At 72.7% G+C, this 16,670-nt stretch carries 15 protein-coding genes; 8 read left to right on the plus strand and 7 right to left on the minus strand.

What is annotated here, in order from left to right; all coding sequences use genetic code 11:
• Positions 1-35: 35 nt before the first annotated feature.
• Together ACIP67_RS24115 and ACIP67_RS24120 are read right to left on the minus strand one after the other, a co-directional pair.
• Positions 36-983, minus strand: a complete 948-nt coding sequence (locus ACIP67_RS24115; protein WP_401694458.1) for a VOC family protein — start codon at positions 981-983, stop codon at positions 36-38.
• Complete coding sequence (locus tag ACIP67_RS24120; RefSeq protein ID WP_401694459.1) at positions 980-1,945, minus strand: fumarylacetoacetate hydrolase family protein; 966 nt, start codon at positions 1,943-1,945, stop codon at positions 980-982. The genes ACIP67_RS24115 and ACIP67_RS24120 overlap by 4 nt, the downstream gene beginning before the upstream one ends.
• Positions 1,946-2,201: 256 nt before the next feature.
• Here ACIP67_RS24120 and ACIP67_RS24125 point away from each other — a divergent pair, with 256 nt between their 5' ends.
• The 8 genes from ACIP67_RS24125 to ACIP67_RS24160 all read left to right on the plus strand — a co-directional run bounded on the left by ACIP67_RS24125 (position 2,202) and on the right by ACIP67_RS24160 (position 10,002).
• Entirely contained in the window at positions 2,202-2,507 is a 306-nt protein-coding gene (locus ACIP67_RS24125) for an antibiotic biosynthesis monooxygenase family protein (RefSeq protein ID WP_401694461.1), read from the plus strand.
• Between the two features lie 71 nt (positions 2,508-2,578).
• A complete protein-coding gene (locus ACIP67_RS24130) occupies positions 2,579-3,703 on the plus strand; it encodes an FAD-dependent monooxygenase (protein WP_401694463.1) in 1,125 nt (374 codons plus the stop codon).
• Positions 3,700-4,704 carry an amidohydrolase family protein gene (locus ACIP67_RS24135; protein WP_401694464.1) on the plus strand — a complete coding sequence of 335 codons (1,005 nt, stop codon included), beginning with the start codon at positions 3,700-3,702 and terminating at the stop codon, positions 4,702-4,704. Before ACIP67_RS24130 ends, ACIP67_RS24135 begins: the two co-directional genes overlap by 4 nt.
• Complete coding sequence (locus tag ACIP67_RS24140; RefSeq protein WP_401694465.1) at positions 4,701-5,678, plus strand: cyclase family protein; 978 nt, start codon at positions 4,701-4,703, stop codon at positions 5,676-5,678. The genes ACIP67_RS24135 and ACIP67_RS24140 overlap by 4 nt, the downstream gene beginning before the upstream one ends.
• Before the next feature lie 35 nt (positions 5,679-5,713).
• Positions 5,714-7,084 carry an FAD-binding oxidoreductase gene (locus ACIP67_RS24145; protein ID WP_401694467.1) on the plus strand — a complete coding sequence of 457 codons (1,371 nt, stop codon included), beginning with the start codon at positions 5,714-5,716 and terminating at the stop codon, positions 7,082-7,084.
• Positions 7,085-7,087: 3 nt separating this feature from the next.
• Entirely contained in the window at positions 7,088-8,044 is a 957-nt protein-coding gene (locus ACIP67_RS24150) for a fumarylacetoacetate hydrolase family protein (RefSeq protein WP_401694468.1), read from the plus strand.
• 156 nt (positions 8,045-8,200) lie between these two features.
• Complete coding sequence (locus tag ACIP67_RS24155; protein WP_401694469.1) at positions 8,201-9,184, plus strand: LysR family transcriptional regulator; 984 nt, start codon at positions 8,201-8,203, stop codon at positions 9,182-9,184.
• Between the two features lie 41 nt (positions 9,185-9,225).
• Positions 9,226-10,002 carry an SDR family NAD(P)-dependent oxidoreductase gene (locus ACIP67_RS24160; protein ID WP_401694471.1) on the plus strand — a complete coding sequence of 259 codons (777 nt, stop codon included), beginning with the start codon at positions 9,226-9,228 and terminating at the stop codon, positions 10,000-10,002.
• A 287-nt stretch (positions 10,003-10,289) separates the two neighbouring features.
• Here ACIP67_RS24160 and ACIP67_RS24165 read toward each other — a convergent pair whose 3' ends face one another.
• From ACIP67_RS24165 to ACIP67_RS24185, 5 genes are all read right to left on the minus strand, one after another.
• On the minus strand, positions 10,290-11,822 hold the full coding sequence (locus tag ACIP67_RS24165) for an MFS transporter (protein WP_401694473.1): 1,533 nt from the start codon (positions 11,820-11,822) through the stop codon (positions 10,290-10,292).
• Between the two features lie 11 nt (positions 11,823-11,833).
• A complete protein-coding gene (locus ACIP67_RS24170) occupies positions 11,834-12,271 on the minus strand; it encodes a VOC family protein (protein WP_401694476.1) in 438 nt (145 codons plus the stop codon).
• A 6-nt stretch (positions 12,272-12,277) separates the two neighbouring features.
• On the minus strand, positions 12,278-13,048 hold the full coding sequence (locus ACIP67_RS24175; RefSeq protein ID WP_401694477.1) for an SDR family NAD(P)-dependent oxidoreductase: 771 nt from the start codon (positions 13,046-13,048) through the stop codon (positions 12,278-12,280).
• 170 nt (positions 13,049-13,218) lie between these two features.
• Positions 13,219-14,946 carry a RecQ family ATP-dependent DNA helicase gene (locus tag ACIP67_RS24180; RefSeq protein WP_401694479.1) on the minus strand — a complete coding sequence of 576 codons (1,728 nt, stop codon included), beginning with the start codon at positions 14,944-14,946 and terminating at the stop codon, positions 13,219-13,221.
• A gap of 127 nt (positions 14,947-15,073) precedes the next feature.
• Positions 15,074-16,627 (minus strand): FAD-dependent oxidoreductase, encoded by a 1,554-nt coding sequence (locus ACIP67_RS24185; protein ID WP_401694480.1) that lies wholly within the window; start codon positions 16,625-16,627, stop codon positions 15,074-15,076.
• Positions 16,628-16,670: the final 43 nt, after the last annotated feature.

Below are 16,670 nucleotides of genomic sequence, written 5' to 3' on the forward strand. Positions count from 1 at the left end.
GGTTGCGGCCTTTCCGGATGAGGGTGGGACGGGGATCAGACGGGCGGGGCTTCGAAGAGCACGTCGGGGTCGTTGAACTGCTCCTTGGCGACCGACTCGCTCATCGGGTCGGCGGTGCCCCACTGGTCCTGGGTGATCGGGTCGTCGACGTCGTGCCGGCCCGGGTGCCACAGGTCCTCTTCGAGGACGGCGAGTTCGGTGGTGTACTCCACCGTGTTGCCGTGCGGGTCGTGGAAGTAGGCGAAGGTGTTGTCGCCGGCCAGGTGCCGGCCCGGTCCCCAGGTGAGCTTGGTCCCGGCGCGCAGCGCACGGCCGGTGCCGCGCATGTACTCCTCGACGCCGCGCATCTCGAACGAGGCGTGGTGCAGGGAGACGTGGGGGCCGCGGGCGATGGCGAAGGAGTGGTGCAGGGGGCTGCACCGCAGGAAGTACATGAGGTCGCCCATGTGCGTGGAGTACAGGGTGTCGGTGAGCCGGAAGCCGAGGTGCTCGACGTAGAAGTCCCGCAGGCCTTCGGGGTCCCGGGAGTTGATCACGCAGTGCGAGAGCCGTACCGGGATGGCCTCGCGTTCCTCGATCTTGCGGTGGGTCCGGTTCTCGACGTCCGCGGACACCTCCACGACCCGCCCGTCCGGGTCGAAGAACCGCAGCCCGTAGCCGCCGCCCGGGGTGTCCAGTGCCCTCGGCTCGTGGACCAGCCGGATGCCGGCCCGGCCGAGCCGCACCGCGAGTTCGTCGACGGCCGCCGGTGACACGGCGCCGAAGGCGACCAGGTCCATCCGCTTGCGTTCGTCCTTGCGGATGCGGACCACGTACTGCTCCGGGCTGCCCTCGGCGGCGAAGAAGGCGAGCCCGCTGTCGCTCGCTACCTCGGTCAGGCCCCAGGTGGTGCCGTAGAAGGCGCGCTGGCGGTCGAAGTCCGGTACGGCCAGGTCGACATGGCGCAGATGGGTGATGGGCTGGAAGGGGGTGCTGGTGGTCACTGTCCGCTCCTGACGGTGTTGCGCTGGTGGCCCAGGCCGGTGATCTCCGCCTCGAGGACGTCCCCGGGCTTCAGGAAGACGCCCCAGTGGGCGCCGTTGCCGGCCGGGGAGCCGGTGAGGAGCAGGTCGCCGGGGCGCAGGGTGGTGGTCGTGGAGACGTACGCGATGAGCCGCGGGATGTCGAAGATCATGTCCTTGGTGGACTCGTCCTGCCGGACCACGCCGTTGTGGCGCAGGGTGATCCGCAGGTCGTTCGGGTCGCCGACGAAGGCGGCCGGGACGAGGAACGGCCCGGTCGGCAGGAAGGTGTCGGCGTTCTTGGCGGTGAACCAGTCGGTGCCGATGGCCTTCAGATCGGGCCGGTAGAGGCGGTCGCGGGTGGTGAGGTCGTTGCTGATGGTGTAGCCGGCGACGTGGTCCATCGCCTCCTCGGCCGGGATGTTCCGGCCCTCCCTGCCGATGACCAGGGCGAGTTCCAGCTCCCAGTCGTGCTGCTCGCCGAGCGCGGGGAGCACGATGTCGTCGTAGGGGCCGGTCAGCGCGCGGGGCGAGCCGAGGAAGACGTACGGGACGCCGTTGCGGATCCGTTCGTCCATCATCTTCTCGGCGTCGGCGCGGGCCTCCTCGGGGGTGGCGCCGTGCACGCTCTCCTTCTCGGCGGCGACCAGGTCGACCACGTGCTTGCGGTAGTTGGCGCCGCTCTGCAGGATCTGGCCCGGTTCGAGCGGGGTCAGCACCCGCAGGCCGGCCAGGTCGTGCCAGACGCCGTCCGGCCCGGCGGCGAGGTCGGGCAGGCGGGGCAGCCAGGCGTCCCACTCCTCGACCAGGGCGCGGACGGACGGCACCAGGTCGGACAGATCACGGACGCGCGCCCCGGTGACCAGGCCCGGGAAGACTCCCGAGGCGCTGCGGAAGGTGCCGAGCGCGAACGCTCCGGCGTGGGAAGGAAGCTGATCGGGCACGGGCGGCTCGCTCTCCTCGTTGGGACGGTGGCTCGCCGTCGACGCTAGGCACCGGGGGCGGGCGGCGGAAATGGCCGTTGGCGATGGCTGCCATCGGCGGGGAGTCCGGGCCCTGCCTGCGGCGATGTACGCCCGCCGGGTGGCTGCTCCATCGCCGTGCGGGATGCATGGGGTCCCCCTTGGCGATGCCTCGATCCGTTGACCCTGCACGGACCTCCGATCAGGCTCGGAGCCACCCCGAGACCCAGGAGAAGCCGTGGTTGTCGAACATGCCGAGCTGACCGTCGAGGAAGGCCGCGAGGAGGAGTTCCAGGAGGCCTTCGGCAAGGCCCGCGAGGTGCTCGCCGAGGCGGACGGCTTCCGCTGGGCGGAACTGCTGCGCTGCGCGGAGCGGCCCCGGGTGTTCCTCCTGCTGGTCGGCTGGGAGTCGGTCGAGGCGCACACCGTCGGCTTCCGGCAGTCCGAGCGCTTCGGGCGCTGGCGGTCCCTGGTCGGGCCGTTCTTCGCCGCGCCGCCGGCCGTCGAGCACTTCCGTGAACTCGGCCCGCGGTTCTCCGGCTGACCCCGCTGCTGCCCACGTCTCCGACGTCTCCGACGTCTTCTACGTCTTCTACGTCTTCACAAGGATCGCCCATGCCCGTGAACAAGGTGCTCGTCGTCGGCGGCGGCATCACCGGAAGCGTGCTCTCCCTCGCGCTCGCCCAGCGTGGCGCCGAGGTCGAGCTCGTCGAGATCTCACCCCAGTGGTTCGGGGTGGGTCATGGCATCACCCTCCAGGGCAACGCGCTGAAAGCGCTGCGCTCGGTGGGGGTGCTGGACCGGGTGCTGGCCCGGGCCGTGCCGTTCGACTTCATGCGGCTGCGCCACGCGGACGGCTCGCTGATCAGCCGGCTGGACACGCCCCACACCGGTGGCCCCGACCTGCCCTCGACGGCGGGCGCGCTGCGCGCCGACCTCCAGGACGCGCTGTGCGACGCGGTGTACGCGCACGGCGTCCGCGTCCGCCTCGGCCTGAGCGTGGAACGCCTGGACCAGGGCGCCGGCCACGTGGACGTCGGCTTCACCGACGGCTCCACCGGCCGCTACGACCTGGTCGTGGGCGCGGACGGCATCAACAGCCGGATGCGGGCCCTGATCGGCATCGACACCGTCCCGCACCCCGTCGGCATGTCGATCTTCCGGGTGGTCGCCGACCGGCCCGCCACGATGGACTGCGCCGAGGTGTACTACGGCGGCCCCCGCTTCAAGGCCGGCTACAGCCCGATCTCCCCGGACCAGTGCTACGCCTACCTCCTCGACGAGAACCTCGACGCCTCCCTCATGGGCCCGCGCGCGCCCCTCTCCCTGCTGCGCGAGCGGGGCGCCGGGTACGGCGGCACCTGGGGCGACATCATCGCCGCGCTGCCGGACGACACCGCGGTGGACTACCGGTGGATCGAGGCGGTGCTCGTGGACGAGCCGTGGCACCGCGGCCGCACGATGATCGTCGGTGACGCGGCGCACGCCTGTCCGCCGCTGATCGCGCAGGGCGCCGCGATGTGCATGGAGGACGCGGTGCTGCTGGCGGAGCTGGTCACCGGGGAGGACCCGGTGGAGAGGGCGCTGGAGCGCTTCATGTCCCGGCGGCTGCCCCGGGTGCGGATGGTGCTGGAGAACTCGCTGCGGCTGGCCGAGTGGGAGATCCACCCCGGCACCCCGGGCATCGACCCGGCGCTCATCATGTCGCAGACGCTCGACTCGCTGACGGCGGCGGCATGAGCGCGCCGGTCGTCGACTTCCACGGCCACCTGGCCGTCCCGGCCGCCGACGCCCTGGTCGCGGGCACACCCGGGTTCGCCGCCGAACTGGCGGCCGAGCAGCGCGCCCACTCCCCCGAGTCACTGGCCGCCAACCGGGCGCAGCTCGCCCGGCTCGCGGACCGGCTGACGGACGTGGCGGCCCGGCTGGCCGACCTGGACGCGATGGGCCTGGACCTCCAGGTGGTCGGGCCGATGCCGATGCACCACTACTGGGCGGACCCGGATCTCGCCGCGCGCCTGGCCGCCACGGTCAACGAGGCGGTCGCCGGGCACTGCGCGGCCGCACCCGAGCGGCTGTACGGCCTGGGCACGGTCCCTCTCCAGCACCCCGGCCTGGCCGTGACCGTGCTGGAGGAGGCGGTCACCGGGCACGGCCTGTACGGCGTCAGCGTGTCGACCACCGTCGAGGGCCGCGAGCTGGCCGATCCGGCCCACGACGCGGTGTGGCGCCGGGCCGAGGAGCTGGGCGCGGTGGTCTTCGTGCACCCGTGGGGCTGCTCGCTCGGCGAGCGGCTGGCGACCCGCTACCTCGGCAACACGGTGGGCCAGCCGGTCGAGACGACGGTCGCGCTCTCGCACCTGATCTTCACCGGGGTGCTGGACCGCTTCCCCCGGCTGAAGCTGGTGGCCGCGCACGGCGGCGGATACCTGCCGACGTACATCGGCCGCTCCGACCACGCCTGGCGGGAACGGCCGGACGCGCGCGGCTGCGCCGAGCCGCCCAGCTCCTACCTGCGCCGGATGTGGTTCGACGCGCTGGTCTACACCCCGCGCGCGCTGCGCCATCTGGTCGAGGAGGTGGGCGCCGACCGGGTCGTCCTGGGCACCGACCACCCCTTCGACATGGGCGTCACCGACCCCGTGGACCGTCTGGACGCCGCCGGGCTGGCGCCGGCCGAACGGGACGCGATCGCCGGGGGCAACGCCCTCGACCTGCTGCTGAAAGGACGTGTCCGATGACCACCGCACCCCTCGGTCCGATCGAGGAGGAACTCGCCAAGGCCCGTGCCGCGTACCGCAACTGGGGCCGCTGGGGCGAGGACGACGTGCTCGGCACGCTCAACTTCATCGACGACGCGATACGGGCCCACGCGGCGAGCCTGGTACGGCGCGGGCGGACCTTCTCCCTGGCGCTGGAGTTCAACGAGGACGGGCCGCAGCGCGGCTTCCGCGGCCGGATCAACCCGGTGCACTACATGAAGGACACCGGGTCCGACGCGGCCGCCGGCACCCAGGGCTTCCCGCACGGCTTCGGCGGCGCCGACGACCATGTGGTGATGCCGCTCCAGGCGTCCACGCAGTGGGACGGGCTGGGCCACATCTTCGACAACAAGCAGGCGTGGAACGGCCGTCCCTGCACGATCGTGAACGGCAACGGCGACTCGGTCACCGGCATCGAGCACATGGCCGACGTGTTCACCGGGCGCGGGGTCCTGCTGGACGTGGGCCGCGCGATCGGCGACGAGAACGGTGAGCTGCCCGACGGCTTCCCGATCCTGGAGGAGCACCTGCGCGCCACGATCGAGGCCCAGGGCGCCACCTCGAACGTCCGCCGCGGTGACCTGGTCCTGGTCCGCACGGGACAGGTGGGGCGCGTGCGGCGGCTCGGCACCTGGGGCACGTACGCGGCCGGGGACGCGCCCGGCCTGTCGTTCAGCACCCTCGGCTGGCTGCACCGCACGGAGATCGCCGCGATCGCCTCGGACACCTGGGGCCTGGAGGTGCGGCCGTACGAGTTCGCGGAGCCCGCGATGTCCCCGCTGCACCAGATCGCCATCCCCAACATGGGCCTGCCGCTGGGCGAGATGTGGGACCTGGAGGCGCTGGCCGCGGACTGCGCGGCCGACAGCGTCTACGAGTTCCTGCTGGTCGCGGCCCCGCTGCCGGTGACCGGCGCGGTGGGAGCCCCCGTCAATCCGATCGCGGTGAAGTGAGTAGGACAATGAACACGACAGTGGACACGGTGCACATGAACACGAACCGTTTCTCCGGCACCCTCCACCTCCCCGGCGACGCGGACTTCGAGGAGGCGTGCCTCGGGCGGGTCTTCAACGCCCGCCGTCCCGCGGACCGCCGGCCGGCCGCCGTGCTGGAGGCGCTGACCGAGCAGGACGTCGTCGAGGGCGTCCGGCTCGCCCGGGAACGCGGCTGGCAGGTCGCGGTGCGCTCCGGCGGGCACAGCTGGGCCTCCTGGTCGGTGCGGCGGGACGCGCTGCTGATCGACCTCGGCGGCTTCCGCGAGATGGCGTACGACGAGACGACCGGGATCGTCACGGCGACGCCGAGCGTGAAGGGGGGCGACGAGCTCAACCCCTACCTGGGCGGGTTCGGCCGTTTCTTCAACGGCGGGCACTGTCCCTCCGTGGGCATCGGCGGGTTCCTGCTCCAGGGCGGGCAGGGCTGGAACGCGCGCGGCTGGGGCTGGGCGGCGGAGAACGTCGTCGCCGTCGACGTGGTCACCGCGGAGGGTGAGCTGGTGCGCGCCGACGCGTCGACGAACAGCGACCTGTACTGGGCGGCGCGCGGCGCCGGTCCCGGCTTCTTCGGGGTCGTCACCCGCTTCCACCTGCGCACCCGTCCGCTGCCGAAGCACCTGGCGCACACCGTGCACGCGTATCCGCTGGACCTGTTCGACGAGGTGATGACCTGGCTGCACGGCATGCACCACACCGTGTCGGACCTGGTGGAGATCGTCGCCCTGACGCAGACCCCGCCCGGCGCCGACGAGCCGGTGCTGCTGGTCACGGGCGTGTCGATGACCGACACTCCGCGGGAGGCGGCCGAGGCGCTGGCGCCGCTGCACGCCAACCCGTACGCCGACCGGGCGCTCTTCCGCGTCGAGGCCGAGCCCACCACGCTCGCCGAGCAGCTCGCGGGCCAGCGCACCGCCAACCCCGAGGGCCACCGCTACCTGGTCGACAACGCCTGGCTGACCGGGCCCGCCGAGGAGGTCGTCCCGGCGATCCGCAAGGCGTTCACCACCCATCCGACCCGGCAGACGTTCACCATCTGGTTCTCGATGGCTCCCCTGCGCCCGCTCCCGGACATGGCGTTCTCGCTCCAGTCGGAGATCTACTGCGCCACCTACGTCGTGCACGACGAGCCCGAGCGGGACGGCGAGCTGCGGGCCTGGCTGGACGGCGCGATGGCGGCGATGCAGCGGGTGACCGCGGGCCAGTACCTGGGCGACTCCGACTTCACCGTGCGGCAGCTGCGGTTCATGGGCGACGCGCAGTGGCGCCGGCTGAACGAGATCCGCGCCGTCCGCGACCCCGAGTGCCTCTTCGCCGGCTACCTGAGCGCGGGGACCGTCACCAACACCAACCACTGGGAGCACTGAGGCATGCGTTTCGCGGCATACGAGCACGAGGGCGTGGAGCGGGCCGGGGTGGTGCGGGACGGGGTGATCCATCCGCTGCCCGTGGGCGAGACCGTGACGGCGCTCGTCGAGGACGGGGCCCTGCACACCGCCGGGGAGGAGGCCCTCGCCCGCCCCGGTGCGCTGCGGGTGGACCAGGTGCGGCTGCTGCCGCCGCTGAAGCCGCCCTCGATCCGGGACTTCGTCGGGTTCGAGGCGCACATCGAGGGCGTGTCGAAGTCGCTGGACGGGCTGGAGCACGTGCCGGAGGAGTGGTACCGGGCCCCGAACTTCTACTTCACCAACCCGCACGCCGCCTACGGCGCCCACGACGACGTCCCCGTGCCGGCGGGCTGCTCGGTGCTCGACTTCGAGCTGGAGGTCGGGGCGGTGATCGGCCGCAGCGGGCGCGACCTCACACCGGAGGAGGCCCGCGAGCACATCGTGGGCTACCTGGTGTTCAACGACTGGTCGGCGCGGGACCTCCAGAAGCCGGAGAAGAACCTCGGCCTGGGCTTCTCCAAGGGCAAGGACTTCGCCAACACGCTGGGGCCGTACCTGGTCACCGCCGACGAGGTGGAGGACCGGCGCGACGCGGACGGCTTCCTGGACCTGGAGATGACGGTCACCCTCAACGGGAAGCTGATCGGCCGGGACACCCTCGCCAACGTCTCGTGGACGTTCGAGGAGATGGTCGCCTACGCCTCCCGGGACGCCTGGGTGCGCCCGGGGGACGTCCTCGGCTCGGGCACCTGCGGCTGGGGCGCCCTGGCGGAGTTCTGGGGCCGCGTCGGCGAGCGCACGCCGGCGCCGCTGCGCCCCGGTGACGAGGTGACCCTGACCGTGGAGCGGCTGGGGACGCTCAGCAACCGCGTCGTGGCGGGGCGTCAGGACGCCTATCTTCCGCGGGCCCGCCGACGGGGCCGCACCCCCCGTCCGTGACACGACCGTGATACGGCCCTGACCTGGTCGTATCCTCCGATCCGATGGCTGTCATCGGATCGCTGTGAGTTCCCTTCCAGTCTCTTCCTAGTCGGGGATCCGCTGGTTACAGTCCCGTGAACCGGGCTTCAACGACGCGGCCGGAAGGGAACACGCATGGGTCTCGGAGCGATCGACCTGAATCTTCTGGTCGCCCTCGAAGCACTGCTGGAGGAGAAGAACGTCACTCACGCCGGGGTGCGGCTGAGCACCAGCCAGTCCGCGATGAGCGGCTCGCTCGCCCGGCTGCGGCGCCACTTCAACGACGAGCTGCTGGTGCGGGTGGGCCGCGAGTACGAGCTGACACCGCTGGCGGAGCGGCTCCTGCCGGTCGTGCAGGCCTCGCTGTACAAGGCGGAGGAGGCGCTGACGCTGACCCGGCGCTTCGACCCGCAGCGCAGCCGCCAGCGGTTCTCCCTGGTGATGTCCGACTACGTGATGACGGTGCTCGTGGAGCCGCTGCTGCGGGTCATGGCGCAGGAGGCGCCCGGGGTCCGCATCGACTTCCACCCGATCGTGGACGGGCAGCTGGAGACCGAGACCCACCTGCGCTGCCACGACCTGATGCTGGTGCCGCTCGGCTACCAGCTGCCGGGGGTGAGCGAGGCGGTCATGCACGACCGGTTCGTGTGTCTGGTCGACCCCGGCAACCCGCGGCTGGTGGACGGGCGGCTGACCCTGCGCGACCTGGCGGAGATGCCGCACGCCGCGTGCTCCATCGGCAAGAGCCAGACCCCGGCCGACCGCCAGCTGGAGACCCTCGGCATCACGGCCAGGGTGCAGGTGACCACGCCCGGCTTCAGCGTCCTGCCGCTCGTGGTGACCGGCACCGACCTGGTCGCGCTGGTGCCCGAGCGGCTGGCACGGCGCTACGAGAGCTTCGCGGCGTGCGCGGTCGTGCCGACGCCGTTCCCGGACGTCCCCCTGATCGAGGCCATGTACTGGCACAACAACCGGCACGCCGACCCGGCGCACCGCTGGCTGCGCGAGACCGTGCGGCGGGTGGGCGCCTCGCTCGACGAACCGCTGCCGCGGCAGATCACCGCCGCGGATGCCAGCCATGGCGAACACGCGTTTCCGGAGCTGACGGTCGCTTCCTAGCGTGGACGGGAGACATCCCGCACTCGTTCAGTGGAGGAGCCGTGAGCCGTACACGTCTGACGGGCCGTACCGTCGTCGTCACCGGAGCAGCACAGGGCCAGGGGGCCGCGGAGGTGACGGCGGCCGCCCGGGAGGGCGCGACGGTGATCGCGACCGACGTCCTAGACGAGACCGGAGAGAAACTGGCCGCCTCCCTGCGCGGGGGCGGCCTCGACGTGTCCTACCGCCACCTGGACGTGTCCTCGCCGGACGACTGGGCGGCGCTCGCCGCCGGGCTGGACGTCGTGCACGGCCTGGTCAACAACGCCGGCATCCCCGTGCGGGCGCGGCTCGGGCAGGTCGAGCTCGACGACTGGAACCGCGCGTTCGCCGTGAACACGACCGGAGCGCTGCTCGGCATCCAGGCGCTCGCCCCGCTCATGCCGGCCGGGTCCTCCATCGTCAACGTCGGCTCGGTCGCGGGCCTGACCGCCCACCACGCGGTCGCCTACACGGCGAGCAAGTGGGCGCTGCGGGGCCTGTCGAAGGTGGCCGCCCTGGAGCTGGCCCCGCGCGGCATCCGCACCAACATCGTGCACCCCGGCTACATCGAGACACCGCTGATGGCCTCCGCGAACCCGGTGTTCGTCGGGGCCCATCTGGCGATGACCCCGCAGGGCCGTCCCGGCACGGTGGACGAGGTGGCGCCGCTGGTCGTCTACCTGCTGTCCGACGAGTCCTCGTACGTCAACGGCGCGGAGATCACGGTGGACGGCGGCTACTCGGCGCACGGCCCGGTGAAGGCCATCACCGACGCCCTGGACGGCGTCGGCTCCTGAGCCACGGCTCGACGGCCCATGGCCTCGGTGGCGGCGACCCGCGGGTCGCCGCCACCGGCGTTTCAGGGGGAGCGTCGCCACCGGCGTTCACGGGGTGCGTCGGGGTCGTCGGTAGGGCCGGGAGAACCCGGGGGCACGGGCCGGGAGAACCCGGCCAGCACGAGCCCGGAGAACCCGGCCCGGGCCGGCACGAGCCGGGAAACACAGAAGGCGGCCGGGGCTGGTGAGCCCCGGCCGCCTCGGTGCGACCGTGTGTCCGTGCGTCCGTCCGTCCCTGCGTCCGTCCGTCAGGCGGACGCCGCCTGGACGGTCGGCTCGCCGGCCGGTGCCGTCTCCCGGGCGGAGTTCTTGCGGACCAGCAGCAGGGTGACCACCGCGCCGAGCAGGGAGGCGCAGCCGCAGATCACCACGCCGACGGCCATGCCGTGGCCGAGGGCGGCCTGTGCGGCCGCCCGGGCGCTGTCGCTGCCCGCGTTGACGACGGCGAGCGGTCCGGCCGCCGCCTCCATGCCGGCGTCGGCGCCGCTGAGCTTGCCGACCAGCGCGGAGGACGCGGCGCTCATCGCGATGGTGCTGATGACCGCCGGGCCGAGGCCCTGGCCGAACTCGCGGACCAGGCTGGTCGCGCCGGACGCCATGCCGGTCATGTGCAGCGGTACGGCGTTCACGGCCGCGGAGGTCAGCGAGGACACCACGCAGATGAAGCCGACGCCGAGCAGGAGCACCGGGCCGATGAAGGCCGCGAGGGAGGTGGTGGTGACGGGCAGGGCCGCGATCCAGAACTGTCCGGCCGCCATGGGGAGCAGACCGCCGGTGAGCAGCCAGCGGGCGTCCACCCGGGTCAGCATCTTGCTCAGCACGGGGGCCAGCAGCAGCGGGATCAGCTGGAGGATCACGAACGGCATGCCGGCCTTCAGCGCGCTGAGGTGCATCACGGCGCCCAGGCGGATCGAGACGCAGTACGCGGTGCCGATGAAGCCGAACATGCCGACCAGGGCGACGACCGCCGCCGCGGCGAACGACGGGATCCTGAGCAGGTCGAGGTTGAACATCGGGGAGGCGGAACGCTTCTCCGCGAGGAAGAAGGCGACCAGCGACACGGCGGCCAGCGCGAGGGAGCCGACGATGGCGGGGTTCGTCCAGCCGCGCTCGCCGCCCTCGATGATGCCCCACAGCAGGGCGGTGAGGCCGACCGCGATGGTGATCTGGCCGGGCCAGTCGAGGGAGCGGCCCTCGGGGGCCTTGGAGTCGGTGACGAGGATCCAGGAGCAGACGCCGACGGCCAGACCGAGGACGATCGGGGGCACGAACGCCCAGTGGAAGTCGACGTAGGTGGCGAGCACACCGGAGGACAGCGGGCCCACGGCGGAGGCGATGGAGATGCTCAGGGCCCAGGTGGACACGGCCTTGGCGCGGTCCTTCTCCCCGGGGGTGGCGGCCGCGATCACGGCGAGGGAGCTCGGGAAGAGCGCGGCGGCGCCGACGCCCGCCAGGGTCTGGCCGACCCACAGCATCTCGATGTTCTGGGCGGTGGCGTTGAGCAGCTCACCGAGGGCCAGCACGAAGCCGCCGAAGACCAGCAGCCGCTTGCGCCCGAAGAGATCGCCCACCACACCGAAATTCAGTTCAAGAATCGCGGTGGGGAGAATGAAGGCGGAGGTCACCCAGGCCACCTGGGAACCGGACGCGCCGAAAGCGGCCTGGATTTCTCCGTTGATGGGCGTGGGTACCGTGATACACATCTGCGCCGCGGCGACCGCGAGGCAGCATGCTATGAGCGTTCCCAGGTCGAGTCTCTTCAAGGAAATCGATTCCGTCATCGTGCGGGCCCTCACTCTGCTTTCCGGTCGGCGTGCTGTGCGACGTTCTTCTCTATGAGTTCGATGAGATTTCCCTCGGGGTCGCTGACCCAGGCCATGCGCACGCCGGGCTCGGGGGAGGGCCCGGGTGGCACGACCTCGCCCGCCCCATGGGCCAGGAGGGCCGCGTGGACGGGGTCGAGTTCGGGGGTGGTGACCGCGAAGTGCCCGTATCCCTCGGTGAGGGCGGCGGTCAGCGGGTCCGGGGCCCTCAGGCCGGGGCCGGATCCCGGGCGGGCGAGCAGCTCGATCCGCCAGCCGTGCGGGTGCTCCAGGACGACGCCCTCGAGTCCGGGGCCTTCGAGGTGGAACGCGAAGACGTTCTTCAGGCCGAAGGCGGTGGTGTACCAGGCGGTCTGGGCGGCGAGGTCGCGGACGGTGACGCCCACGTGGTCGAGTCGGGTGTCCACGGCGGGTCAGCCCGCCATCGCGCTGTCGCCGCCGTCGACCATGAGGTTAGCGCCGTTGACGAAGGCGGCCTCGTCGGAGCAGAGGAAGGCCGCGGCACGCGCGATGTCCTCCGGCTGCCCGACCCGCCCGACCGGGATCCGCGCCTCCAGCTGGGCCTTCGGCCCGTCGGGGTCGTCCAGGAAGGGCGCGGTGGCGGAGGTGCGGGTCATGCCGGGGGCGATGGTGTTGACCCGGATGCGGTGCGGCGCGCCGGCCGCGCAGAGGTGCTTGCTCATCGCCAGCACCCCGCCCTTGGCGGCGCCGTGCGGCACCATCGGCATGAACGGCGCGCCGCGGACGGCGGCCACGGAGGCGACGTTGAGGACGGCGCCGCCGCCGCGGGCGATCAGGTGCGGCCAGGCGGCCTGCGTGCAGAAGTACGGGATGTCCAGTTCGTTCTTGATCGTGAAGTACCAGTCCTCGGCGGGCATGGTCTCGAACGGCCCGTTCCGCAGCGCGGAGGCGTTGTTGTAGAGGATGTCGATCCCGCCGAAGGCCGCGACGCCCGCCTCGATCCACTCCCGGGCCCCTTCCGGGGTGGAGAGGTCGACGGGGGCGAGGGACCGCATGACGCCCCCGGCTTTTTCCACGAGTTCGACGGTTTCCGCCGCGTTGTCCTCGTCGATGTCACAGCCGAATACCTGGGCGCCCTCCGCTGCGAATACCTGGGCGGCGGCCCTTCCGATTCCGGCTCCCGTGCCACTGATGAAGGCGATTTTCCCGGCCAGTCGACCCATGATTGCTGCTGTCCCTTGTTCCGTACCGCCGGAGTGCGGTGGTGGCAGCGTAGGTAGGGCCTTTGGCCAGAACAAGAAAGGCGTCGGGAGAGGGCCATCGGGCGTTCGTATGGCTGGTATGCGGCGCGGGGCTCCGGCGGGCGTTCCGGGAAGGGGCCGGGCCGGGCGTGTCAGGCGGTCGGCCGGTCCTCGCCCGGCCGGCGCACCGTCTCGAGCAGGTCGTCGCGCCCGGCGACCGCCGCCAGCAGGAGGGTGCGGTAGCCGGCCCGGTCGAAGAGGACGGTGATGCGGTCCTGGTCCTCGCTCAGTACCGTTCCCTCGCCCCACTGCTCGTGCCGGACCTCGGTGCCGACCGGGTAGGAGGCCGCCGCGGGATGGGCGGGCCGCTCCTCGTGAGCGGCTTCGGCGGCGACCGCGTCGTCCCGGTCGGGGCCGTCGCAGATGTCGCAGGCGTCGCACGGCGGCCGGTGCTCCTCGCCGAAGTAGCCGAGCAGGAGGTGCCGTCGGCACCCGGTCGTCTCGGCGTACGCCCGGGCCATCTCGACCCGTGTGCGCTCGGTCCGGCGATGCGCGTCGGCGCCCCGCGCGGCCCGCTCGACCGCCCGGCCGGGGGACACCCCCGGGGCGGGCCGCACCTCGCCCTCCTCCCCCGCGGCGACGGCACCGGCCTCCTCCAGCAGGTTCACCGCGGCGGTGACCCGGTTCCTGGACAGGCCGGTGTCCTGGCGCAGCTCGTCCAGGCCGGCGGGTTCCCCGCGGTGGTCGTGGACGGCGTCGGTGACGTCGGACAAGGTGTCACGGCTCGGGGTGCGGCCTGCGAAGTAGGTCCGCATCCCCGTGTCCTGCGGCCGGTAGTGCAGGACGGCGAGGGCCGGCCGGCCGTCCCTGCCGCAGCGGCCGATCTCCTGGTAGTAGGCGTCCAGGGAGCCCGGCAGCGACGCGTGCAGCACGAACCGCACGTCCTCCTTGTCGATGCCCATGCCGAACGCCGACGTCGCCACCACCACGTCCGCCGCGCCCGAGAGGAAGGCGTCGTGGATCCGGGCGCGCTCGGCGGCGCGCACCCCGGCGTGGTAGGCCTCGGCGGCCAGGCCCAGTGCGGACAGCTCCCCCGCGTAGAACTCGCTGTCCTTGCGCGTCGCCGCGTAGACGATGCCCGGCTTGGGCTCCGCGGCGGCCCGCTCGACCACGGCGCGGCGCCGGTCGTCCTCGTCCTGGAACCGGCGGACCTCCAGCCTGATGTTCGGCCGGTCGAAGCCGGTCACCATCACCCGCGGCCGGCGCATGCCCAGCCGCTCGGCGATCTCCTTGCGCACCGGAGGGGCGGCGGTCGCGGTCAGGGCGAGGACCGGCGGTCCGCCCACGCGGCGCGCCGCCTGTGCGAGGCGGAGGTAGTCGGGGCGGAAGTCGTGACCCCACGACGACACGCACTGGGCCTCGTCCACCACGAACAGGGCGGGACGCGCCTCGGCCAGCCGCTCCAGCACCTCTTCCTTGGCCAGTTGCTCCGGCGACAGATACAGCAGACGGGCGTCGCCCCGGCGCACCGCCTCCCAGGCGGCCTCGGTCCCTGCCGCGCCGAGGTCGGAGTTGACCGCGACGGCCCCGGGGGCGCGGTCGCCGTCCGGCAGACCGGCGATCTGGTCCCGCTGGAGGGCCAGCAGGGGCGACACGACCACGACCGGCCCGGTCAGCAGCACGGCCGGGACCTGGTAGACGGCGGACTTGCCGGACCCGGTCGGCATGACGACCAGGGCGTCCTCGCCCCGGAGCACCCATTCCATGGCGGTGAGCTGCTCGGGCAGGAGGGTGTCCCAGCCGAACACGTCGGCGCCGATCGCGCGCAGGCGGCGGGCGGGATCGTCGTCCCGTTCCGACCGCGTCCTCTTCCGTTCCATGGCCCGCTCCCCTCACTCCTCGGTGCGGATGTCACTCCTCGGTGCGGATGTCACTCCTCGGTGCGGATGCGCAGGGACTCCGGGTGCCCGCTGAACCCCGCCTCAGCCGTGGCCCGCGGGCGGTCCGTCACGCCGGGTCGTCGGACACCGTGTGCCGTCCGCCCTCGGCGCGGGCCTCTCCGGCGGTCCGCGCCGCGCCGGCGGTCCGCGGCTCACTGTCGACCGGCGGCTCACTGTCGACCGGCGGCTCACTGTCGGCGCCGCGACGCAGCCGGGCGCCCTGGCGCAGCAGTTCCTCCTGCACCAGGTCGGCGGGTACCGCGCGCGGGACCCGGCCGAGCCGTACGGCGAGGGCCGCGCACACCCCCGCGGCCTGGCCGGTGGCCATCGCGATGGGCATCACGCGGTAGGAGGAGTGCGCCACGTGCGAGCCGGAGATGCAGCGCCCGGCCACGAGCATCCGCTCGGTGCCGGCGGGGAGCAGGCAGCGCAGGGGGATGTCGTAGAAGCGGCCCTGCGGTACGCGTCGGAGGACGGTGCCCCGGCCGCGCGGGTTGTGGATGTCGACGGGGTACGCGCCGTGCGCGACGACGTCCGGGAAGGAACGGGCGCCGAGGATGTCGTGGCCCGTCAGGTGGTAGTCGCCGAGGATGCGGCGCGTCTCGCGCACCCCGATCTGGGTACCGCTCTGCGCGACGTACGACTCCTCGAAGCCGGGGACGCGGGTGCGCAGGAAGCGGTCGATCTGCTCCAGCTGGCGGCGGGCGGCGCACTCGGCGCGGGTGAGGTCCCACACGTCGACGCCGAGGGCGTTGGTGACCCGGGTGCTGTTGACGCTGAGCTCGCGGGGGTGCGGGGTGCCGAAGAACAGGACGTCCTCGCGCGCGAGGCGCAGTTCGCCCGCCGCGGTGGCCTGCTCCACGAGGTCCCACAGTCCGTGGACGCCGCGCCACTGGTCGGGGTGCTCGTGCACGTACTCGGCGAAGCGGGGAGCGGCGAAGTCGGCGACGCGGAACATCAGCGTCATAGGCTGCACCCGCCCGTCCTCGGGCCGGCCCACCTCGAACGGCGCTCCGGCGGCGGCCGCCACGTCGCCGTCGCCGGTGCCGTCGACGACGACGCCCGCGTCGATCACCACGGGGCCGGACTTCGTCTCGAAGACGACGCGCCAGCCGTCGTCCAGGGGCAGCGCGGTGGACGCGAAGGCGTGCAGCAGCAGCCGGACGCCCGCCTCGTCGAGCAGGTCGAGGAGGACGAGCTTGAAGATCTCCGGGTCGAAGGGAACGGTGTAGCCGGTGTCCAGCGACGGCTGGATGCAGCCGCCGCGCGCGCCCAGCCGGTCCAGCAGCCGCCACAGGAACCCGGCCACGACCGGTTCGCCCTCGCCGTGGTCGGAGGGCAGCAGCCGGTGGTCCAGGCCGTTGTCGTCGAACACGGCCTGCTTCTTCTCGTTGTGGAACGACATCAGCGGCATGACGAGGGCGGCGGTGGCGTTGCCGCCGAGGAAGCCGTACCGCTCCACCAGGACGACGTCGGCTCCGGCGTCGGCGGCCGCGTGCGCCGCGGCGGTGCCCGCCGGCCCGCCGCCGACGACCAGGACGTCCACCCGGCCCCCGTGGCGCGCGGGGCGCGGGGGCAGGGTGACGGTACGGGGCTCTCGGGGCGGTTCCAGGAGGGGCATGGCTTCTTCCCGTCTTCCCGCCGGCCGGTCGGCCGGCCGGCGG

It is taken from the genome of Streptomyces sp. NPDC088812, assembly GCF_044750285.1.
GTDB lineage: Bacteria > Actinomycetota > Actinomycetes > Streptomycetales > Streptomycetaceae > Streptomyces.